Source organism: Mesomycoplasma sp. (assembly GCF_056854695.1).
The window spans coordinates 47,836-71,320 of sequence record NZ_JBXGGF010000004.1 but is presented as its reverse complement, the minus strand read 5'-3'; the positions used below and the strand labels follow the sequence as shown (position 1 = coordinate 71,320).

General features: G+C 28.1%; 20 protein-coding genes. 13 read left to right on the top strand and 7 right to left on the bottom strand.

The features are described 5' to 3' along the window. The first annotated feature begins 127 nt into the window (after nucleotides 1-127). The 13 genes from ftsY (at nucleotide 128) to gatB (ending at nucleotide 11,822) form a co-directional block, all read left to right on the top strand. Nucleotides 128-1,159 carry a signal recognition particle-docking protein FtsY gene (ftsY, locus tag ACJHWB_RS00995; protein WP_483132660.1) on the top strand — a complete coding sequence of 344 codons (1,032 nt, stop codon included), beginning with the start codon at nucleotides 128-130 and terminating at the stop codon, nucleotides 1,157-1,159. Next, complete coding sequence (locus ACJHWB_RS00990; RefSeq protein ID WP_483132659.1) at nucleotides 1,149-1,385, top strand: hypothetical protein; 237 nt, start codon at nucleotides 1,149-1,151, stop codon at nucleotides 1,383-1,385. Before ftsY ends, ACJHWB_RS00990 begins: the two co-directional genes overlap by 11 nt. Further along, nucleotides 1,385-3,067: a ribonuclease J gene (locus tag ACJHWB_RS00985; RefSeq protein ID WP_483132658.1), complete on the top strand. Its 1,683-nt coding sequence runs from the start codon at nucleotides 1,385-1,387 to the stop codon at nucleotides 3,065-3,067. Before ACJHWB_RS00990 ends, ACJHWB_RS00985 begins: the two co-directional genes overlap by 1 nt. Before the next feature lie 36 nt (nucleotides 3,068-3,103). Continuing rightward, nucleotides 3,104-3,433, top strand: a complete 330-nt coding sequence (locus ACJHWB_RS00980) for a thioredoxin family protein (protein ID WP_483132657.1) — start codon at nucleotides 3,104-3,106, stop codon at nucleotides 3,431-3,433. A gap of 79 nt (nucleotides 3,434-3,512) precedes the next feature. Next, nucleotides 3,513-4,514, top strand: coding sequence for a heat-inducible transcriptional repressor HrcA (locus tag ACJHWB_RS00975; RefSeq protein WP_483132656.1), 1,002 nt, complete (start codon nucleotides 3,513-3,515; stop codon nucleotides 4,512-4,514). Between the two features lies 1 nt (nucleotide 4,515). Beyond that, nucleotides 4,516-5,232: a nucleotide exchange factor GrpE gene (locus ACJHWB_RS00970; RefSeq protein WP_483132655.1), complete on the top strand. Its 717-nt coding sequence runs from the start codon at nucleotides 4,516-4,518 to the stop codon at nucleotides 5,230-5,232. After that, on the top strand, nucleotides 5,222-6,826 hold the full coding sequence (gene argS / locus ACJHWB_RS00965) for an arginine--tRNA ligase (RefSeq protein ID WP_483132654.1): 1,605 nt from the start codon (nucleotides 5,222-5,224) through the stop codon (nucleotides 6,824-6,826). The genes ACJHWB_RS00970 and argS overlap by 11 nt, the downstream gene beginning before the upstream one ends. Before the next feature lie 4 nt (nucleotides 6,827-6,830). Continuing rightward, nucleotides 6,831-7,073, top strand: coding sequence for a DNA-directed RNA polymerase subunit delta (gene rpoE, locus ACJHWB_RS00960; RefSeq protein ID WP_483132653.1), 243 nt, complete (start codon nucleotides 6,831-6,833; stop codon nucleotides 7,071-7,073). Between the two features lie 24 nt (nucleotides 7,074-7,097). Further along, the gene (fba, locus tag ACJHWB_RS00955) at nucleotides 7,098-7,961 is read left to right on the top strand and encodes a class II fructose-1,6-bisphosphate aldolase (protein WP_483132652.1); all 864 of its coding nucleotides are present in this window, start codon (nucleotides 7,098-7,100) and stop codon (nucleotides 7,959-7,961) included. Nucleotides 7,962-7,964: 3 nt separating this feature from the next. Continuing rightward, nucleotides 7,965-8,828: a pseudouridine synthase family protein gene (locus ACJHWB_RS00950; RefSeq protein WP_483132651.1), complete on the top strand. Its 864-nt coding sequence runs from the start codon at nucleotides 7,965-7,967 to the stop codon at nucleotides 8,826-8,828. Continuing rightward, nucleotides 8,821-9,114: a glutamyl-tRNA amidotransferase gene (locus ACJHWB_RS00945; RefSeq protein ID WP_483132650.1), complete on the top strand. Its 294-nt coding sequence runs from the start codon at nucleotides 8,821-8,823 to the stop codon at nucleotides 9,112-9,114. The genes ACJHWB_RS00950 and ACJHWB_RS00945 overlap by 8 nt, the downstream gene beginning before the upstream one ends. Beyond that, the gene (locus ACJHWB_RS00940; protein ID WP_483132649.1) at nucleotides 9,107-10,423 is read left to right on the top strand and encodes an amidase family protein; all 1,317 of its coding nucleotides are present in this window, start codon (nucleotides 9,107-9,109) and stop codon (nucleotides 10,421-10,423) included. The genes ACJHWB_RS00945 and ACJHWB_RS00940 overlap by 8 nt, the downstream gene beginning before the upstream one ends. Continuing rightward, the gene (gatB, locus tag ACJHWB_RS00935) at nucleotides 10,416-11,822 is read left to right on the top strand and encodes an Asp-tRNA(Asn)/Glu-tRNA(Gln) amidotransferase subunit GatB (RefSeq protein ID WP_483132648.1); all 1,407 of its coding nucleotides are present in this window, start codon (nucleotides 10,416-10,418) and stop codon (nucleotides 11,820-11,822) included. Before ACJHWB_RS00940 ends, gatB begins: the two co-directional genes overlap by 8 nt. Nucleotides 11,823-11,899: 77 nt before the next feature. Here the strand turns inward: gatB and ACJHWB_RS00930 are convergent, their stop codons facing one another. The 7 genes from ACJHWB_RS00930 to ACJHWB_RS00900 form a co-directional block, all read right to left on the bottom strand. Continuing rightward, complete coding sequence (locus ACJHWB_RS00930) at nucleotides 11,900-14,164, bottom strand: MIP family Ig-specific serine endopeptidase (protein WP_483132647.1); 2,265 nt, start codon at nucleotides 14,162-14,164, stop codon at nucleotides 11,900-11,902. Nucleotides 14,165-14,365: 201 nt separating this feature from the next. Next, entirely contained in the window at nucleotides 14,366-14,785 is a 420-nt protein-coding gene (locus ACJHWB_RS00925) for a DUF3899 domain-containing protein (protein ID WP_483132720.1), read from the bottom strand. Continuing rightward, on the bottom strand, nucleotides 14,778-17,099 hold the full coding sequence (locus ACJHWB_RS00920; RefSeq protein ID WP_483132646.1) for an ATP-binding cassette domain-containing protein: 2,322 nt from the start codon (nucleotides 17,097-17,099) through the stop codon (nucleotides 14,778-14,780). Before ACJHWB_RS00920 ends, ACJHWB_RS00925 begins: the two co-directional genes overlap by 8 nt. After that, nucleotides 17,099-18,136, bottom strand: coding sequence for an ABC transporter ATP-binding protein (locus tag ACJHWB_RS00915; RefSeq protein ID WP_483132645.1), 1,038 nt, complete (start codon nucleotides 18,134-18,136; stop codon nucleotides 17,099-17,101). The genes ACJHWB_RS00920 and ACJHWB_RS00915 overlap by 1 nt, the downstream gene beginning before the upstream one ends. Next, complete coding sequence (locus tag ACJHWB_RS00910) at nucleotides 18,136-19,293, bottom strand: ABC transporter permease (protein ID WP_483132644.1); 1,158 nt, start codon at nucleotides 19,291-19,293, stop codon at nucleotides 18,136-18,138. Before ACJHWB_RS00910 ends, ACJHWB_RS00915 begins: the two co-directional genes overlap by 1 nt. Further along, nucleotides 19,286-20,335 (bottom strand): ABC transporter permease, encoded by a 1,050-nt coding sequence (locus ACJHWB_RS00905; RefSeq protein ID WP_483132643.1) that lies wholly within the window; start codon nucleotides 20,333-20,335, stop codon nucleotides 19,286-19,288. The genes ACJHWB_RS00910 and ACJHWB_RS00905 overlap by 8 nt, the downstream gene beginning before the upstream one ends. Further along, complete coding sequence (locus ACJHWB_RS00900) at nucleotides 20,335-23,184, bottom strand: OppA family ABC transporter substrate-binding lipoprotein (RefSeq protein WP_483132642.1); 2,850 nt, start codon at nucleotides 23,182-23,184, stop codon at nucleotides 20,335-20,337. The genes ACJHWB_RS00905 and ACJHWB_RS00900 overlap by 1 nt, the downstream gene beginning before the upstream one ends. Nucleotides 23,185-23,485 lie beyond the last annotated feature (301 nt).

The following is a 23,485-nucleotide window of genomic DNA, read 5'->3' as shown; positions in this document are numbered from 1 at the left end:
AAATGTTAGACAAATATTATTTTGCTGTTAATTTAAGAAAATGTTCTTAAAATTATACTATAATTATTAAATTATTCAAGAATTAAAGCAATTCTATTTAGTTTGTTTTAAAATAGAAAGGCTAACTATGTCATTTTTCAAAAAAATTAAAGAAAAATTACTTGGTAAAAAAGACAACCAAGAAAATTTAATAGAATTTAGAGAAAAAATAAATTTAGAAACTGACAAATACGTAGCAGGTTTAGAAAAATCTAACATTTCTTTTTCTCAACAAATAATCGAACTAACTAAAAAACACAATAAAATTGATGAGGAATATTTTGAAGAACTTGAAGAAGTTTTAATAATGTCCGACATAACTCCCAGTTTTGTATCAATTATCATTCATGAATTAAAAAGAGAAGTTCGAAATCAAAACTTAGTAAATACACACTTGATTCCTGAATTAATTGTTGATAAAATGTATACAATTTATGCAAATAGATCTATTGTTAACACAAATTTAAATATTCAAAAAAATAGACTTAATGTTATTTTAGTGGTAGGTGTTAATGGTTCTGGAAAAACAACATCAATTTCCAAAATTGCTCACAAATTAATTAAAGAGGGCAATAAATTACTAATTGTTGCAGGTGACACTTTTAGAGCTGCTGCTGTTGAACAATTAGAAATTTGAGCCAATAAAATAGGTGCCGATATTTTAAAACCAAATGAAAAAGAAACTGACCCAGGTTCAGTTGTTTATAGAGGATTGGAAAAAGCAATAGAACAAAAATTTGATGTTGTAATAATAGACACAGCTGGTCGTTTACAAAATAAAGTAAATTTAATGAACGAATTAAAAAAAGTGAATAAAATTATTGCTGATAAAGTTGATGGTGCACCTCATGAATCTTTACTAGTTATAGATGCAACAACTGGGCAAAATGGAGTTTTACAAGCAAAACATTTTGCAGATGTTACACCTATTAGTGGTATTGTGCTCACCAAAATGGATGGAACTAGCAAGGGTGGGATTATTTTTTCAATAAAAGATCAATTAAACATAGATGTAAAGTTAGTTGGTCTTGGTGAAAAAATTGATGACCTTCAGCCATTTGACTTAGACAAATTTATTTATAGTATGACACGGCAAATTAGCAAAGAATATGAAGAATAATATTAATGAAAAAGAGTTTTTTTTAGATCTTTTTGATCAATTTGGATTTTTGTTAACTCAAAGTCAAAAACAAGTTTTTTTGCTTTATTTTCAACAAAATTTATCTATAGCGGAAATAGCAAAAATAATAATATCTTCTAGGGCTCTAGTTTTTGATACACTCAAAAAAGCTAAAACAAAACTACTAAAATTACAAGAAAAACAAATAAAAAGTAAGGAGTTATAATGGCGAAAATAAGTTTTTTTGCTCTTGGTGGTCAAGATGAAAATGGAAAAAATTGTTATATTCTAGAAATAAATGACAATATTTTTGTAATTAATGCAGGTGTAAAAATACCTTTAAATAATAATATTGGAATTGATACAATTATTCCTGATTTTTCTTATTTAGAACAAAACATCAATAAGGTAAAAGGTGTTTTTATAACAGATGCTAAAAACGAGTCCTTTTCAGCACTTCCATGACTAATAATGAAAGTAAAAAAAGTCAAGATTTTTTGTTCAGTTTTTACTAAAACACTAATCATTGAAAGAATGAATAAATATTTTATAAATTCACAAGATTATGAAATTCAAACAATATCAAGCAAAATAAGTTTTGGCAAGGGTGTGTCCGTAATACCTATAAATTTAGCTGGTTCTATTCCTGGTATTTTAGGTCTGATTTTTTTAACAGAAGATGGTGCTATTTTGTTTATGGCTAATTTTCTAATAGGAAATTTAGGAATTTATGGAAATACTAATTTAGCAAAAATACAACAATTTTGTCAACACCCAAAAGGTGTTTTAGCTTTGATTGCTGATTCGGGAAGATCTAATTACCCTGGTAAAACTATTGACAAGATTTTTGCTAAAAAATTCTTAGAATCTACTTTTTTATCCGCCGACTCACAAAGTAGGATTGTAGTAGGTGCTTATGATGAAGAAATGTTATCTATTCAAGAAATCATAGATCTTGCTATTAAATTTAAAAGAAAAATTACTACTTATGGAAAAAAATACGACAAGCTTTATGATATGATAAGCAAGCTTGAATCTAAAACCAAAGTAATTCAAAATCCTAGACCAACTTTTTTTGATTACAAACTCGCAAACAAAGAAGATAATTCTGTAGTTTTAATTACTTCAACTCCCGAAAGAATTTATTCACGTTTTGAACGTATCTTAAGTAAAGAGGATGTATTTTTTAAACTTAAAAAAACTGATCATGTAATTATGATTACTCCTCCAATTAATGGGATGGAACAATCTCATGCTAAAGTGCTGGATGAGATCGCAAAAGTAACATCCAACCTAATCGATATTACTGAAGCTAATTTTAGTACTTGCAGACCTTCTCGTGATGACTTGCTTGAATTAATTCAAGCAGTAAAACCTAAATATTTTTTTCCAATACAAGGTCTCTATAGATATTTGGTAGTTGCTGGTAATCTTGCTTATAAAGCAAAAGTTCAAAAACAAAATATTTTAATTTTACAAAATAAAAGAACTGCCAACTTTATTAATGGTGTTCTTTTTTCTAGCAAGAAGGCCATTAAGTGTGATAACGAAGTTTTTGTTGATGGTTTTGGTGTAGGTGATATTTCTTCTGAAGTTTTAAAAGAACGCGAAATGCTTTCTCGCGATGGTGTGCTTATTATTTCTTTTTTATATGACCACAAAACACGAAAAATAGTAAGCAAACTTAGCATTACAGAATATGGAATTTTGTCTAAAGAAAATAGAACAGATGTTCATAAAATTATCGAAGATGTTATTGCCACAAATTTTCAATCTATAACTAAAGTTAATGATAAAATAATAAAAGAAGTGCAAGAAAAAACTCAAAAAATAATCAAAAGAAAACTTTTCCGTTTTTATGACAAAGAGCCTGTTGTTTCTGTTTTGATTCAAAATGTTCTTGGATAAGGAAAGGGAAATTAGTACAAAAATAAAGGAGAAATTATGAAATTATTAAAATGAGAAGATGCTCAAAAAGAAATTGAAACTGGAGTTGTTTATTTAGAATTTGCTGTTGATTGATGTGGAGATTGCAAAATGCAAGAACCTATTAATCAACAAGTTGCTGAGCATTACAAAAATAGAATTGATGTTAAATTAATTAAAGTTAACGCTGAAGAAGCTGGTTTATTTCGTAAACCTGGAACACGTTTTGAAGTTTTATATGTTCCAACACATTTAGTTTTAAAAGATGGTGAAATTCTTTTTAAAAAATTTGAATATGCACCAAAAGAAATGTTAATTAAAAATATTGATGCTGCACTAGAAAAATAAAAAACAAATATGTAATAAAAATGGCAATTAAATGCTTTCATTGCCATTTTTTTATTTTTTTTGGTAAAATTAATGTGTTATGAAAAACAGATTGGATGATAAAAAAGCTAATTATTTAAAACAAATAGTGGAGCATTTTATTCAAACTGGACAACCAGTTGGATCTGCTAACCTAAAAGAAAATTATAAAATTAATAAATCTTCTTCTCATTTAAGAAGTATGATGAATAATCTTGAAAAAGATGGGTTTTTAGAAAAACACCACAATTCAAGTGGGAGAGTTCCAACGTTACAAGGTTTTAAGTATTATGCCGAATTTCTAAGTTATGATGGAAATCAAGAATTAGAAAAAAAACTAAAAGACATCTTTGCAAAACGGCGAGTAAATATAAATGACACAATTAATGAAGCTATAAAAATTATTAGTGAAGTGACTGGAGCAGCCCTAATTACTAAATCTAATGATATTTTTGAAAAATTAATGTCAATAAATTTAACAATTATCAATGATAATTCAGGAGTTGTGGTTTTAATAACATCAAATGGAAGTGTTGAAAACAAAATTATTTATTTTGATAACTCAATTAAAAAAGAGGATGTTAAAATCGCCATTAAATTATTTCAAGATAGGCTTATCCCCTTGCCGCTTAGTCAAATTTCAGAAGCTATTCAAATATTAAAACCAGTTTTAGAAAATCAAATTAAACATAGTGAAGATTTATTGCAACATTTTATTCAAAATGTTTTTAATTTTGAAATTAAACCACATTCTAAAGTGTTTAACAAAAATTCTTTAATTTTAAACAATGATATTTCTAGAAACAAATTGGTTGAACTCTTAGATATAATTGAGCAAAAATCTATTTGAGAAATTTTGGATGAAAGCACAGAAAGTGAAGATGAAACTATCAAAATTAGTATACCTTCAGAAGAAACTTCGTTTATTTCCAAACAATTTCCTCAATCTTCATCTATTAAAGAAATTAGCCTCATTGGGTCAACTAAAAAAATAAATTATTCAGCCACATGAACTGGCTTGAAATTACTAGAAGATTTTTTAAGTAAAAAGGACAAAAAATAATATGATTTTAGACCAAAATACCAACACAAACACCGAAGAACAAAAGGATAAAAACCTTAATGAAGATCATACAAATGATTCTTCTGTAAAAAATGAAGAAAAAATAAATAAAAAAAATAAAAAAGTAGATCAACCAGCAGATGAAAAAAGTGAAAAAAAACTTGACAAAAAATTAATTAATAAAATTAACAACGACTTGGTAACGAAAAACCTAAATTTAGAATTAGAAATTTCTAAATTACGTGACAAAATTAAAACTTATGAAAATGATTTTAAATCACAAATTCAAGCTTTCGAAGAAAAAGGAAATCAAAAAGTTAAAGAATTAAAAAAAGAACTACATAAAAAATTTGAACAAGAATCTAAAAATCTTAAACTTTATGGTTCTCAATCTTTTTTTGAAAATTTTTTATCACCTTTTTTGAATTTAAAAATGGCTATTGATTTTGGAAGTAATTCAAACGATGCCAACGTGGCTAATTATGTAAAAGGTTTTAATATGCTTTTTACGCAACTAGAGACAATAATGGAAAATTTTGGAATTACCAAAATTGAACCAGAAGTTAATCAAATCTATAATCCTGAAAATCAACAAATTTATCAATTAGAAAATGGTAAAAAAGACAATATTTTAAAAGTACAATCTATAGGTTTCAAACTTCATGATCGTGTGATAAAACCTGCATTAGTCGTAGTTGGTAACGGCAATGATAAATAAAATAAAAAATGCCGTTATCAAGGCTTTTGAATCACGAAATTTGACTTTTGATTCAAATAAAATTATTGTTTCTAAATCTAAGCATTTAGGAAATTTTTCAACAACTGCTGCTCTTATTTTTGCCAAAAAAAATAATATGAATTCAATGGATTTAGCACAAAAAATTGTTGACTTTATAGATAAAAATGAAATTTATGCAACAAAAATTGAAGTAGCGGCTCCTGGTTTTATTAATTTTTATATTTCTAATCAAGGGTTTGTAGAAATTGTAAAAAAAATTATAAAGCAAGGGTTAATTTATGGTTCTCAACAACAAAATCAAAAAATTAATATTGAATTTGTTTCCGCAAACCCCACAGGATTTTTACATTTAGGTCACCTTAGAAGCGCTATAATTGGTGATGTTCTATCTAATGTCATGAAATTTTGTGGTAATCAAGTTTTTAAGGAATACTACATCAATGATTTTGGTGTTCAAACAGATCGTTTAGCAGAATCTACTATTGCACGTTATCAACAAATATTCAATCCTGAGTTTCCAATGCCAGAAGATGCTTATAAAGGCGAAGATATAATTTGAGCTGCAAATCAAATTAGAGAAAAATTTGGTAGTCAATTTGCAAGTCAACCCATAAATGAACAACAATATAATTTATTTAAGCAGGAAAGTTTATCTATATTTTTAAAAGAAATTAAGAATGATTTAGCTAAATTAAATATTTATTTTGATAAGTTTTCTTCAGAAACTGATTTACACAAAAACACTTTGTTTTTAAAAACTATTACCAACTTACCCAACACTTACACAAAAGATAATGCTCTTTGATTGAAGACGAGTGATTTTGGTGATGATAAAGATAGAGTATTAATTAAATCAGATGGTAAATTAACATATTTTGGTGCTGATATTTTTTATCACTTAGAAAAAATTAAATCAAATTTTAAACCTGATATTTTAATTAATGTTTGGGGTGCAGATCACATAGGTTATGTAGATCGTATTCAATCCGCCCTCAAAATTTTAGGTTTTTCTGATAAATTAAATGTGTTACTTTATCAAATTGTTAAACTGTTAAAAAATGGTAATGAATTTAAAATGTCAAAACGTAAAGGTTCTACATTTACAATTAAGGAACTTTTAAATTGGGTCGATGTTGATGCAATAAGGTTTTTTATGATTGAACGTAGTGAAAATAGTTTGATTGAGTTTGATATTGATAAGGTTTCCAATCTAAGTGAGCAAAATCCTTTGTTTTTAATTCAGTATGCTCATGCAAGAAGCGAACAACTTTTAAACAAAACAATTTTTAATATTGATAAAATTGTAGATTTTCATAGCGATTATGAAATAAAATTAATTAATGATTTAAAAGAATTTGAAGAAATAATTGCTAAAATTAGTAAGAATTACAAAATTAATTTATTGAACAAATATCTATTAACTTTAGCCAATAGTTTTAATGCTTTTTATTCAAATTGCAAAATTCTTGAATCACCTAATCAAGATAGTTTGCTTTCTTTAGTAAAAGCTACAAATATTGTTATCAAAATTGGCTTAAGTTTATTGGGTATTAAAGCCAAAGAAAGGATTTAATTATATGGAAACAATTATTAGTATTGCAATTGAATTTTTAAAAAAACATCGAGAGGCTGCTTTTAATGAAATTTTTTTAGAAATTCAAAAACGTTTAATGCCGAAATGAGAAAGACAACTTCCAAATGAATCTGCTGAGCAAATTCTAATTCGTAAGCGTGGTGAACTTTACAAATTGCTTACAATTGACGGTAGTTTTACACCTCTAGGCGAAAATATCTGAACACTTAGAAGTGATTTAGTATAAATATAAAACAAAAAGGGAGTTAATGTGAAATTAGTTAACGCAAAAACAATATTAAATCACGCACTAAAAAACGGATATGCTGTTCCACATATTAATATTAACAATCTAGAATGAACTAAAGCTGTTTTATTAGGGGCGCAAGCACAAAAATCACCTGTAATTATTGCAACATCAGAAGGTGCATTAAAATACATGGGTGGTTTAAAGACTGTTTACAACTTGGTAACCAATCTAATTGATTACTTAAAAATCGATATTCCAGTTGCACTTCACTTAGACCATGGAAGCTTTGAAGTTTGCAAACAAGCTATTGAAGCAGGTTATACATCAGTAATGTATGATGGTTCTCACCAAGACTTTGAAACCAATAGAGTTAATACACAGGAAATTGTTAACTTAGCACAACAAAAAAATGTTAGTGTTGAAGCTGAGGTAGGATCAATTGGTGGTGAAGAAGATGGAATTATTGGTAATGGAGAAATTGCTGATCCAGAACAAGCTTTAGCTTTAAAGAAAACAGGGATTACAATGCTAGCCGCTGGAATTGGAAATATTCATGGACCATACCCATCATCTTGGAAATCACTTGCATTTGATGTGATTGAGAAATTATCTAAAACTACAGAAATTCCACTAGTTTTACACGGTGGTAGTGGAATTCCACTTGAACAAGTTCAAAAAGCTATCAAATTAGGTGTAGCAAAAATTAATATTAATACTGAGTTGCAACAAGCAAATGCTGCAGCAATTGAAGAATTTGTCTTTTCAGGCGAGTCTAAAAAAGGTAAAAATTTTGATCCAAGAAAATTTTTAGCACCTGGAATTAAGGCGATGCAAGCGGTTGTTGAACAAAAAATTAAAGATTTTGGTTCTGACAACAAAGCTTAATTAATGTTTTGTATCGAAGTAAATTTAGACCAACAAGGTAGGTCTCTTTTAAAATTTGCTAGCAAAATACTTGCAAATCAAAGTTATAACCAAATTGAAAAACTATTTCGTTTAAAAAAAATTAAAGTTAATGGTAAGGTTGGTAAAAAAACACAATTAGTCTATGAAAAAGATAAAGTTTGTTTTTTTATAGTTCAAGACCAATTGCTTTTAAAAACACAAACAACAAAAAATATTAAAATAAATTTTAAAACAATATATGAAGATGAAAATATTTTAGTTGTTAGCAAAAATACAAACACTGTAATGCATAGTCATAATTTTAGTTTAGATTCTATGGTGAATACATATTTGAAAGTAAATAATAATGATTTATTTTTACCAACTCATATAGGTCGACTTGATAGATTAACTTCTGGAATAGTTTTGTATGCGAAAAATTACCAAAGTGCCCAAGAGTTGTATAAAAAACAACATTTTTTTGTAAAACAATACACTTTTAAATCAGACATTAATCTTGAAAATAAAAAAGAAATTAGTCTTTGAATTGCCAAAAATAATGCTAAACAAAAAATGGAAGTAGTCAAAAAAAATAGTGAAAAATCCGCCTTAGCTACTACTATCTTCTTTAAAAATAAGATTAATAAAATAGCTCAATTAAAAACGGGTAAGAAACACCAAATTAGATTAACTTTAGCACATCTTGGTTTTCCAATTTATGGTGATTTAAAATATGGTGGAAAACAAGCAACTCGCCTATTTTTACATTCATATTTTCTAAAGTTAACAGGTTTAGAAAACAAGCTAAGTTACCTAAACAATAAGGAATTTATAGACAAACCAACTTGATGGAGTGAAAATGAATAGAGAAAAAATAATAAAACTAGCAAAAGATTTGTACTTCAGACCCAAAGAAGAAGTTATTAAAATAGTTTTATATGAAGCCGAAAAAATGAAGCACAAAATTGAATTTTTGTTTCAATTTGATACAGAAAATATTGCTCCAATGGACAGAGTTAATCAAAATATTTTGCCTTCAAATTATTTGAATTTTGCAGAGCCTGTTCATCTTGATTATAGAGAAATTTTATTTAAAAATTCCACTCACAATCAAAATCAAAATATTGTAATAAAAAAGGTGATAAATGATTAAACACAAACTTGACTATAATCATGCTAAAGAGCAATTGAAAAGTGATAAAAATAATTCAGTAGCTTATTTTTTTGAACAAACAAACACTAAAACAGGACCTCTATCTGGTTCATTTTTTAGTATCAAAAGTAACTTTGCAACACAAGAAGGAATTAGTCATGCTTCTTCAAATGCTTTAATTAATTTTTCTCCTTCATACAATGCAACTGTTTTTGAAAAATTAATCAATAGTGGAGCACAACCAATTATTAAAGTTCACAATGATGAGTTGGGTTTAGGAGGGAAAGGTTTGTATTCTCATTTTGGAGAAATTTATAATCCCTTAGATTCAAGCAAAATTGTTGGTGGTTCATCTTCTGGAAGCGCTGCAACAATCAAGTATGTTCACTTCGCCATTGCTAGTGATACAGGCGATTCTGTTCGTAGACCCGCAAGTTTTGTAGGTTCTGTTGGATTTAAACCTTCATATGGTGCTGTTTCACGTTATGGATTATATTCTTATGGAACCTCACTAGACACTGTTGGTTGATTTACCCATAATGTTAATGATGCTATTGAAGTTACTAAAGTAGTTTTTGGGAAGGACTCCAAGGATTTAACTTCTGTTAATGTTCCTTTAGAAACAATACAAGAATTAAAACCTAAAAAAATTGGAATTTTAAATTTTAATTACGAAATAGAACCGTATCTTGCAAACAAAATTGATGAATTAAAACAAACTCTTGAAAAAGATGGTATTCATGTTGAAAGTATAGAACCTGATAAAAAATTATTTAATGCTGTCAACACTGTTTATGGAATTATTTCTTATTCTGAAGCTACTAGTAATTTATCCGCCATTAATGGAATCACTTTTGGGAATGCTCCTAAAAATGAAGGTTGACAAGATATTTTGTTCAAAACTCGTAGTGACGGTTTTGGTTTTATGCTTCAAAAACGTTTGATTTGAGGTTCTTACTTTTTGGAACAAGAAAATCAAGACAAATATTTTCTTAAAGCCAAAAAAGTTAGAAGATTAATTGCAAACTACTATAATAGCTTGCTGGAAAAATATGACATTATTTTATTTCCACCATTTTATGGTGTCGCACCTGAAGTCTCAGGTGAAAAACAGGAAAAAGAAGATAAAATTACTTCTTTTATTCTCACAATTGCAAACTTAACTGGAAACCCTTCTATCAGTATCCCGCTGGGTAAATTTGAAGGATTACCATTTAATATAGCTGCTGATGCTGCAATTTACAATGATGCAAAACTTTTAAGTTTTAGTTTATACTTAGAGAAAAAAATAGGTGAATTAAATGAGTAATTATGAAGTAATTATTGGTGTTGAAATTCACTTGGAACTCAACACAAAATCAAAAATGTTTTCAATATCTCCAAATGGAGAAGGTGAACCTAACACACTTTTTAATTTATATGATTTAGGATACTTGGGAACCTTGCCACAAGTTAATGGAGATGCTGTTAAAAAAGCTATTGCACTAGCCAAAGCATTGAAAATGGAAATTGCACCTGTATTAGCTTTTGATCGTAAAAATTATTTTTACCCCGACTTACCAAAAGGTTTTCAAATAACACAACAATTCGAACCCATAGGTAGAAATGGTAAACTAACTATTAAAAACAGAGAAAATAACACAATTAACAATATTTTAATAGAACGCATTCACCTTGAGGAAGATACTGCAAAACAAATTCACACTGAAAATTCAAGTTTTTTAGATTACAATAGGTGTGGGGTTCCTCTAATCGAAATTGTAACAAGACCGGTAATTAATTCTGCTCAAATGGCTGCAGATTATGTTGACAATATTCGTAAATTAGCTTTATTTTTAGAAATTTCTGACGCTAAATTAGAAAATGGTTCTTTGAGAGCAGATATAAATATCTCTGTTCGCAAAAAAGGTCAAACAAGCTTCAATCCAAAGGTGGAAATCAAAAATATTAATTCGATTTCTAACATTAAAAAAGCAGCTGAGTTAGAGATTCAAGAACAAATCGAAATATATAAACAGGGAAAAATTGCTCAACAAGTTACAAAACGTTTTGATGACCAAAGCCAAACTAATAAGGTTTTACGTTCAAAAACAGATGCTATTGATTATAAATATTTCCCTGAACCAAATATACCTTTAATTGAAATTAATCAAGAATTTATAGATTCTGTTGAGCAAAAAACCACCCCTAATGAAATTGAATCTTTATTAAAACAAGAAAATATTACTGATTTTTATATTGAACAAATTTTAAATAGTGTTCAAATTTGAAACTTTTTAGAAAGTAGTCAGCCAAAAAATTGAAATATAGCAGTTAAGTTATTTTTTGCTGAAATTATGCCAATTATCAACAAAACTGGTTGACAGGAATTAAAAATCGATTCTATTTTTTTTGCTAAATTAGTTCAAAATCTTGAAAATGAAAAAATTAATTCTAGTAATGCTAAAAAAATAGTATCTATGAAACAAATAGAAAATCAAGATTTTGAAAAAATTTTTTATGAAATTACAGGTTCTAAATTAAACAAAGAACAAATTATAGAAATTATAGATAGTTTGTTTAAAAGTGAAGCAAACCAAATTGAAAAAAACAAAGATAATAAAGATAGATTACTCAAGTTTTTAACAGGAAAAGTTATGCAAGTTAGCAAGGGAAATGCTGATCCCAAAATAGTAAATAGTATATTATTGGAAAAAATTAATCACTAATATTGTCATAAACAAAAACACCCATTTGGGTGTTTTTGTTTTTAAAACTTTTTTTATATACATTATTTTATAAATTATTAAACACCAGAAGGGAATAACGCGGTTTTCCCAAAATCTTTAAAATCAGATGAATTATTATTTGTTAAATATCTTAAATTTTGTCGATATGATTTTTGTTGTTTAGGAAATTTGTGACTATCAGTACCATCAATTAAATTGTGTGCAGGACCTTTTTCAGGATCATCATGAACTTGCACCAAAAAGGTGAAACCACCTTTATTACTTGTATTTGTTTCACTATCTCCTGTATTATTTCTAGCAATAGAAACAGTTGAATAAATTCCTATTGGTAACCCATATTCATTTACAACCATAGATCCTGAAGCACCGTATGAAAGACTGCTATAATCAACATTAGCATTAAAACCAAATCCACTAGCTTGAGTATGCTCATCTAAAGGTTGGTTAATAGGAAGCCCTTTGGTGAAACTGAGCCCGTTAAAAACATCTCGAGGAATACTTGAATTAGATGGATAGTTTCTTCACAACATTTGTCTTCCAGAAATACTTGGAAAACCTAAAATGTAAGCTCTTTCTATATTTAATGAAGTGTTTGCATTTAAAGTAATGCCTTTCTCTTTATCACTTCATGCAGAAGGGTAATCAAAACTTAGATAAGGAACATCTTGTGGATCGTGATTGAGATATTTATCATTTTTAAATGTTTGAACATCGGTACCAATCGACTTCATAGCTTTCTTTATGTGATCAAGTAGTAATTCAAGTGCATTATTATGCTTTGCTTCTTCCATTAATTTTTTGTAATTAACTTTAACACCAAAAACAGCAAAATCTTTTCCAATATATTTGCGTTGAGCGTTATTATTATACTGATCTACAAGTTTGCTATTGTCAGCTGAATCAAAAATATTTAAAGCAACAAAAACAGTTCTAGGATTTGAAAATAAATCCTTATCTACAAAATGCAAATCCTTGTTACTTCTATCTGAACTAAATAAAGCTGAATCTGATGTATTTACAAACCAGGTTAAATTATTTTGTTTTTCATAACTAGAACCTGATGGAATAGCCTTTAAATCAGCATCTTTCTGAGGAACAGCTAATGCAAAACTATCAACTCTAGCATTTTTTTGTGATTCTTCTGCAAAATATTCTGGAAAATTGTTTTTAAATTTTGACTCCATAGCATTAAATGCACGAGCATAAACATGGGCATTAGTTGCTATATAAAGCATGAGTTCGTCTGCTTGGTTTTGGCCGTTTTTTCAAGCATAATCTAATAATCATCCTGTTCCTGTGGGTATAAAAGGAACCACAGATGTATTTGTTTCATGTGTTCCTGGATCTATTGTATAATCCACACTATTAAACCCAATTGCAAATGAACGATCCTTAATTTTTTCGTATGCTTTATCTTCTGTTATTTTTAGTTCAGTTACTTCCTTGGAACGAGGTCGATTTTCTTCTTTTTGTTTTTTTGCTTCATTGATTTTATTAAGGAAAGCAGTTAGCGCTGATGGATCTAACATACCAGGAAAGTTATCACCCTGAATTGGGGTTGAATTTTTAGAGTGTTCTGTATTTTCCACTTTTACAGAAATTGAAGGATTTTCGTTTGTATTATTGTTTTCTTTTAGTTGAGAATCTTCCCTTTGACTAGCATTTTCTTTTGCTTGTGAATCTTCTTTTTTGTCGTCTCTTTCTATTTCTGAAGAGTTTTCTTTTTTATCATTTTCTCTTGTTGTTGAAGAAATATCTTTTTTATCATTTTTTTGTGTTGTTGAAGGATTACCCTTATCTTTATTTTTATTTTGTGTTGGGATTGAAGAGGTGTTTTTGCTCCCTTCTTCATCTGGATTTCTAGTAATTTCAGCATCTGATCCCAAGGTCGTAAACTCTAAATTTTCAGAATCGCTAAATGGATAATCTTGAACTATAGAAGGTTTTATATCATCTTCATTATTGTAAATATTAACTTGTGTAATATAGTATGTTTCATTTGATTCTAATGGTTGTTCTGAAAATAAAACTGTTGCAATTCCATTATTATCAATTAATACTTTGTCTGATGCTGTATCTGGTTCACTAGGAGATGGACTAACATGCACATCAACATATTTGTTAGAATTATCAGAACCAACATTTAATTCCAAACTATAATTATTATTAGTTAAATTTAGTTCTTTTGAAATCAAAGAAACATCTAAACTATTTGTTTTTTCTGTTTGTGTAGGAGTGCCGCAGGAAGTTGCAATTGCTACTACACCTACTGAAGCAGCAATATTAATTCCTGTAGTAAAAAGTGTTTTTTTCTTAATCATAATAACACCACATTTGTTTAATTTAAATAAATTATAATTAAAGAAAACTATTTTTGAATTATAAGTAATAATTTTCTTTACTTAGAACTAATATTATAAATTCAAAATTATTTTTTATATCTTGATTTTTGCATTTTATAAAAAAAACACAAATATCTTTTACAATAAATGTGTTTTTTGTTTTTAAAATTTGGGTTTTATTTATAAAGCAAAAGGTAAACTAATAGCTAATAAAAGAAAACCAACTATGTATCCTAATAAAATTGGAATTAAAGTTTTTTTTGCTCGTTTATTAGATAAATCTTGTAAACTCATTTTTTTATTAATTTCATTTGAACCTGCTTTTTTTAATTTGGCATTATTGTTTTGAATTTTTCAATTATTGTAGGTTAAAGTATATGAACTAAAAAAACCAGCTCGAATTACAGTTGCTAAAATACTAATAGCAATCATAAAAAGTGAAATAGTGGATATTCCATTATATCAAGATTCTTTTTTTAAAAAATACAATAAAAGAAATAAGATTAAAAAAAATACAAATCAAAATCCAATAATAAAAAAAGATATTGCATTAAATTCTCTTAAAATTTTTTTTTTATAAAAACTAGCTAACTTAGACATTTTTTCTAGAGTGCAATCATTTTCTAATTTGCATTTCTGTTCCATAAATATAATGGTCTTTGTTGTCCACTTTTTGTTCAATAATTACATTTGGATGTTTTTGCTCTTGCAAGTATTGATTTTCAAAAACTATAGGTTTAAAAGGGATGTGAGCATTTGAAATTTTTGGAACAGAATTTAACAAGTTAATTGTATAAGGGTGGATAGGGTTTTCATAAATTTGTTTTACATTACCTTTTTCCACTATTTTTCCAGCATGCAAAATTATAACTTTGTCAGCTAAATGCTCAACAACTGATAAATCATGGGCAATAAAAATTAAAGATAAGTTTTTTTCTTTAACCAATCTTTTTAATAAGTTAATTATTTGAGCCTGAATAGAAATATCTAAAGAGGCAATAGGTTCATCTGCAATAATAATTTTAGGCTCAACAATTAAGGCTCTTGCAATTGCAATTCTTTGACGTTGTCCACCAGAAAATTCATGTGGATAACGGTAAGCAAAGGATCTTAAAAGACCAACATTTTCTAAAGCTTCATAAATTAATTCATCTAAGATAAATTTTTTAATAATTTGTTTAAATTTTAAATAAAAAATTTTTGGAACTTGCTTTATACCATAAAAAAGTTCTATTTTTTTATAGACTTTTTTCAAGTTTGTTCTTTCAATGTGTGAAGATTTAATTGCATTTACTTTTTCATAAAATTTAGTGTTAGAAATATTAAAGATTTCTAAAAATTTACTTTTAGTTAAATTTGCAAACTGTTTGTGCAATGTATAAGCTTTTGTGTCTAAAATTTCTATTTTTTTTCAATACTCTTGAAAGTTAATTGCTAATTGTTTAATTTTATCTTCAATTTCTTTTTTTCAATTTTCATAATCACTAATAAAAGCTGCTTTATCTTCGTTATAAATTGCTTGTTTTTTTTCTAAATCTGATTTTAGATTTTTTAATTGCTGAATTTGTTCAGAAGTTACATCAATTCTGTTTTTGTTTTTAACAATTTTTTTACTAATGAAAAAAATTGATCTATCATAAACTTGTGAATAAAATTCATATCTTTTTTTATTAGCGAAAGCTTGATATTTATTAAAATCAAATTCTTCTAACTCTTTTTTAATTGTATCGGTAAATTGTTTATTATTGGTTTCATTGCTATTTTTATAATTCACTAACAATATATTAGAGTATCTTGAAGTTAATTTATTTTTAAAATTCGCTAATTCTGAAAATAAATCTTCAATTTGAGATATTGACAAATATGTAAAAAGATGTTTAAAAGTTAGTTTATTAAAGTATTTCATTAACTTTTTGTTAATCAACTTAATAATAATTGCTTCTTTTTGATAATGTGAATATGATTGCAAATCTTTTGAAGCAAAAGTATTGTTTTTTGCAATTTTATACTCATATTTTCATTCCATCCGATATGAATTAAATAAATTTTTTTGACTTCTATAAGCGTCAGTTATTGCATCAATTTTTTTAACTCTAGCGATTTGATTTATATTATCTTCAATTAAGAACAATGCTTTTTGTTTTGCAATTTTATTTTCAAATTCATTCACTTTTTCAGCAGCTTGACGATAATTAAATTCAATTTCACTTTGTTCTTTTTTACGATATTTGTCTTTAATGTCAAAATAATAATTATAAAGAGCACCTATGTTTTTATAACTATTATTGTAATATGAAGTTAAAACTTTTTGTTTTTTTTCAAGATATAAAAAGTATGAATTGAAAAAATCTCTAACTTCTTGCTTATTTTCAAATGAATCTGGAGTGCTTATTTTTTCAAATTTTTCATTTCATTCATTAAGAAAATTTGCAAAATTTTCAACTGTTGCTTCAAGATTTGAAAGTTGAACTTCTAAATATTTGCGTTCAAGAGATCTTTTAAAGTGAAAAGTTACATTTTTTCAATCTGAAAAAATATCTAAAACTTTCATCTTTAAAATTCCATTAATTACTAGTGTTTCACGCAAAATGGAATAAATATTTTTCTGACCGTTAAGTGATGAATAAGGATCTTGAAAAATCATTTGCATATTGCGACGCAAAAATAAATTTTGTTTTTTTGATAATTTTTTTCCTGAAATAATTTGATCTAAAAGACGTGTTTGACCACCATAATTTTCATATAATCGAACCAAGCAACGTCCAATTGTTGTTTTTCCAGAACCTGATTCACCAATAAGACCTAAAACTTCACCTTGCTTTAATTCTAAGTTAATACCATCAACAGCTTTTACAACACCAAATTTGTTTGCAAAGTATTTTTCTAATTTTTTAGCTTGCAAAATTGTAGACATTACAGTACCTCTTTAAATAATTTAATTCTTGTTTTAAGTTCTTCATTTAACTCAACTTTTGGAGCATCAGGGTGCAATAACCAGGTTGCAGCTGAGTGAGTTTTGCTAATTGGAATAAGTGGTGGTTCTTTTTCAAAATCAAGCTGTAAAGCATAGTCATTCCTTGCAGCAAAAGGGTCACCTGAAGTTAAGTTTTTCATATCTGGTGGGTTACCACTAATTGTATATAAATCACCTTGATTGGTTGCTTCAGGAATAGCGGAAATTAATGCTCAAGTATATGGATGTCTTGGATCTGTGAAAATATCAGAACGGGTTCCACGTTCAATAACTTTTCCAGCATACATTACATAAATGTAATCACAGAATTTCGCCACAATAGAAATATTGTGAGAAATAAAAATAATAGAAACATTATACTTATTACGGATATCGTTAAGCAAGGCAAGCACTGATGATTGCACAGTTGGATCAAGCGCTGTTGTTGGTTCATCAGCAATAATAATTTCTGGTTGAGCTGCAACAACCATTGCAATAACAACTCTTTGTTTCATTCCTCCTGAAAGTGTGTGAGGATAAGCATCAAATCTGTCTCGAGCATGTTCAAAACCAAAAGTTTCAAGTAAAGAAATTAAGAACTCTTTTTTCTCTTTTTTAGTTTTAAAACGACTATCTTTTTTAATAGCATCTAAAAGTTGTTTTCCAATAGTTCTTGTTGGGTTTAAAGCAACTAATGGATCTTGTGGAATATAACCTATCTTTTTTCCTCGTATTCTACGTCATTGATGATCTTTTTTGAAATCACGAACATCGATACCAGCAATTTCCATTTGATCAGCAGTTACTTTAGCAAAGTTGTTGATTCCAAGTAAAGACTTAGAAGTTACTGATTTTCCAGAACCTGATTCACCAACAAAAGCTACAATTTGTCCAGGATAAATACTAATATCAACTCCCCGGATGATTTCAATAAAATCTTTACGTCCTGTTTTAAAACTTACACGTAAGTTTTTAACAGCTAAAACTTTGTTTTCCATTAGCGACGTCCTCCTACTCTTGGATCTAAGGCATCGTGAATTCCGTTAGCAATAAATCTAGATGTTACAGCTAAAACAACCAAAATACTTGCTGGGAATAAAAGTGCTCAAACATTTCGTTCTGCAAGTGAAACTGCTGAGTTAATAATTAAACCAAGGTTTGCAGATGAGTCTACTTGCTCACGTAAAAATCCTAAAAATGCTAATGATGCAATAGTTGAAATGGAACTGAAGATACTTCCAACAAAAGTTGAAAGCAACTTACCTAAAATATTTGGCAAGATGTGGAAATAAATTTGTCTTATTTTAGATGCTCCAATAACTTTGGCTGCATAAATATATTCTTCATCTTTGACAATAACTGTATATAAACGAGCTTGATAGGTTGGCCCTGTTCATCCTGTTAGTGATAATAGAAGCACAATAGTTGCTGTATATGGGCCTCAAATTGCAATAAAAATGATGAAGATAACGATTCAAGGAATTGAACCAAAAATATCTATAATTCGAAGCACAATGTTGTCAATTCAAGTTCCAATGTGAAAACCAAGATAAGTTCCTAAAATAACTCCGATTATAAATTGAATTAAAGCAATAGCAACCGCGATTCCTAAAGCATTTAGAGTTCCAATTCAAGTACGCAATCAAATATCACGACCAAATTGATCTGTTCCAACAATACTAATAAATTTTTTCCCACCGTCTAAAACTGACATAATTTGGTAAGGATTGATGTTGACAGACCAACGAGTTGGAAAGATTTCACTTGTTGGTCCATAAATTAATTGAACATGTTTTGTGTTTTCAATTTCACGAATTTTAGCAAGCAAGTCACTAGAAATATTAGTGTGAATAATACCATATCCACTTGGAAGTTGTTCAAAAACAAGAGAAGTATCAGCATTTGAAATAGGTTTAGAGGTGCTATAAGGACTAAGTAATGCTGTAAAAATTGCAATTAATAAGATAATTATTAATAAAATTGTTGAAAGCACTGAAATTGGTGATTTAAAAAATTTTTTAATTGTGTCTTTTCATAAAACAACAATCTTACCTGTCATTTGATGGGTTTCATTATGAACATCAACACGTTTTAGTAATTTTATTTGATCAGAATTCAGTCGATATTTTTGATTAAATTCTTGGGCATTAAACATTTTTTACTCCTTTTTTAATTTCTTTTTTACGTGCTTGTCAGTTTTTAAAGCGCACTAAGTAGTCAGTTGATGAACTGGTTCCAAAAGTAATTCTTGGATCCATGAAAACATAGGCTAAATCACCAATGATGTCAACAATTAATGATAAAGAAGTAAAGAATATAATTGAAAACATTGAAATATTTACTTCACCATCAAAAGCAGCATTTACTAAGATAGATGAAGAACCAGGTATTCTAAAGAATTGTTCTAAAACAATTGAACCTGAAAGAAGAATAATATAAGAAAAGATTAAAGAACGAACTAAAGGAATTGCTGCATTTCTTAAAACATATTTAAAGAAAATTTGACTACGGGAAAGACCTTTAGCTTTTGCAATTAAAACATAATCTGAAGATAAAACGGTAATAATTTGATTTCTTACTAAGAAAACATAACCTGCAATTGATGTTATAGAAAAAACAAAAATTGGTGGAATTAATGAAGCAGCTGTAACACCAACTCCATAAATCGATGGGTCTTTAAATTCAAATGGAAGTCCTAATTTAATTGCAATAATAATTACAAAGGGAGCTAACACAAAACTAGGAATAGCAACAAAAAATGTTGAAAATCCAGTAATTGCTGCATCTTCTAGTCGGTCACGGCGATAAGCGGCGATAGTCCCTAAAATGATACCAACAATTGAACTAATTAAAAATGATGGTAAAGAAACTAAAATAGTGTAACGAAGTGGACCAAAAAATAAGTTAGGTATTGCATTATTGTCATTTGAACTATTTTTGTAAATTGGACCAAAATTACCATGAAAAACATCTTTAGTATAATTTCAAAGACGAGCTACAGGGCTTAAATTAAATCCGAATTGCTCTTTTAGTTTGGCGATTTTTGCAACCTCATCACCTCTTTGAGATGTACTTCCTTTTACATCATCAAAAGGATTCGGCGAAAAACTAGCTATTAAAAGATAGACAATTATATAAATAGCAATAAAAGTAATAAGAGCTAAGAATAATCTTTTAAATAAATATTTCCAGGGCATTATTTTTGATCTCCTTTATTAATTGTAGTGTTTATTTTACTAGCAGTTTTGTAAAATGGTTTAATCACAACCATATCAATTGGTGTAAAATCTCCGTATTCATCTACATAAGGTATGCTAATATTTGGGTTTCTTAAAGTAACACTTGGTGTGGATGAACTAATTGCGATTAAATCATTGAGCCCAAAAGTTAAGAACGAACTAAGTTCAGCACTTAATTTTACTAAATCTTCTTCACTGTTTGCAGCATTTTCTTGATAACCAAGATTAAAAATAGCAGATTCTGCTCCAAAGTCAAAATCAACTTTGTCAGCATCAGTTTTAGCTTTTTCATTAATTTGGTCAACAAAACTCTTGTAAACTTTAACAGTTTTTTTAGGTCCATCAGGTTTGTTTGGATCAACTGGAACTTGTGCATCAACAACACTACCTAAAAAGTATTGTGTTAAATTAGGGTTTCCTTGTTGTTTATCAGCTCCAAAATCATAGGCATTTGGAGCATTTTTTCAATCCTCAAAAGATCTAATCACACCTTTTTTAGCAAAAGGATCAAAAAATTCTTTGGCTGCTTTTGCATATTTGTATAAAAGTGGGTATGATTTAGCAATTTGTGAATTCTCACCTCTATCATAAATAGAAGACAAGATTGCATATGGAACACCTTTTGCTTGCACCCGGCCGTCAAAAGCAGTTCCTATACCATCATAGTCATAACTTCATCAACTATAGCTTAGATGACCAACTCCATATCTAATGTAATTAATACGTTGTTTTAAGTCAGTGATTGGTCATAGCAGTTTCATATTTAAACGTGGATCTAGACCATTAATCGCTTTTTGTGCTTTTTCTAGCGCAGCAATTCAGTTTGAATTTGTATTAACATATCAACTATGATTGGTTCATTCAACTTTAGCATCAGCTGGTAAATTATTGTCTTTGTAAAATTTATCTAGAATTTTCTTCATCTCTGCTTTGAGAACTTCATAATTAGGAGCTTCAAATTGTTTTGATGAATTGTTGACATTATTAAAGTTTTGCTGTCTTTCACTTTCTAGATTTTTAGTATAGAAAATTTCACCACTAGGATCAACTAAATTAATAGTGTTAGCTTCATCATAAAAATCTCTTGGACGTTTAGAATCCGCATTAAATTTGATATGGTTATCAGGGGCTAAAAAGTTATATCAAGGCTCAGCAATTGGAGATGCTGATTGTTGAGTTGTGTATAAATTTCAAGCATTTGCAATAATTTGTCTAAAAGTTAGACCAATACCTGAAGTCAAATAATCAACAATCTGTGCTCCACCAGTAGCAAGTTCTTTTCGAGAAACCCCATAAGCTAGTTTGGCATAGTTATCATTGAAGGCATAGTAGTTTTCATCAAAAACAACACCTGGTTGAGGAACAAAATTTTGTTTAATTGAACCTGGAACCAACAAGTTAAAATAAGATTTTAAAATACTATTTTTAGTTTCAACTCTTGATAATTTTCAACCATATTTGTTTTTGTCTTGTGCAACTAGATTTTTTTGACTATCATTGATGATGTTATAAGACAACATAGGGATTGTTCCCTCTTTATATGAGTTAAACTGTGAATTTGCAAAAGCTTCAGGACTACTATATTTTGTATATAAAAAGTTAATAGTATTATAGTGATAATTAATTGAATCTTTTCAACCAGTTCTTGGATAATATTTATTAATTTCCCAGTTTCTGTGGTGCAAGTCCCAACGAGTTTGGATATATGGTGAGTTATAAAGCATATCTTTATCAAAAGTTTGTCCATATCAGTAAATACCAAATTGCAAAGCATCACCTGTTTCACCATATGGACCTACTTTTTTACCATTAACTATTTTACTAATTTTGGCAGTTCGATCATCTATAAAATCACTTGGTAAAGGTCTAAAAATTCCTGGAATAACAATTTTTCTAAAAAATCCTTTAAAAAATGATTTAGTTGCACTTTTAGCAAGTGAAAATGTAATAGCTTCTTGATTTTTTAATTCAGCATTTGGTCCAGTATATTCTTGAATATACTTGTGTTCATTGTCAAAATCTTGAGTATCAAAACCAAAAAGTTGTAGAAGGTAAAGGTTGTTAATTTCAGAACCTAAATAATCAGCTTTAGGGTCATAATTTGGGATATTTTCTTTAGCTTTTGCATCAACTTCATCACCACCACCGTGGTCATTACGATAGTTTACATATCCAAGACGTTGTCACTTAAAACCATACCAATAATCACGTGGTTTTAGTTTATATTTAGTTTGGTTTCCTTTGCTATTAACCCAATAAACATCATCTTTTAAAAACATTTGTACTTTAACAGCTTGATCTAATTTTGCACCAAAAGTTGGACTATTAATACTATGTGGATCATCAGATGTTAAATTTATGTTAAGAGATGGTGAAACTTGCCCTTGTGGCAATCTACCTTTTTCATGTTTATCATTGTCAAAAACAAATTCATTACCATCCTTGTCAACGATTAAAATTGCTTTTGCATTAACAAAAGATAAGTATTTATAGCTTGGATGTTTAATTTCATAGCTAAAAGACTTATCTTTTTTACCTTGATCTTCTGGTTTAATTCCATTAGATTCAATATCTAGTTCATCTTCATACATTGTTTGAATTAAGTATGAACTAGTTAAGTAATCTTCAATTGCGCTAGGACCACTAAAATTGTTATACAAACTCCCAAAAGCACGTGGAGATGCTGTGGTTGAGTTAATATTTACAAAATATTCGCCTTTTTGCCAAGCTGGTTGAACCCCACAAGAAACAATTGCGGGAATTGTTGCAACACTAGCTAATATTGGAATAAAAAACTTTTTTTTCATTTTATTACCTTTTTTAAAAAAAAAACTACTATTTTTTTTATAAATAGTAGTTTTGCTTTTCATTATTTTTATTAATTATTTAATTTAATTTAATTTAAATTATATCCAAAAACTACTAATACGAAATAGAAAAATGCATAGAATCATTATTAATAATTCTAGAGTGCTTTATATTTCATACGATAATTAATTTTTGCATATGTGAGAATTGTAACATATTTTTAAATTTTAAGAAAAAGAAAATTTAAAAATATCAAAATAATTCTTAGAAAACAATTATTATAAACTTCAAATATTAATT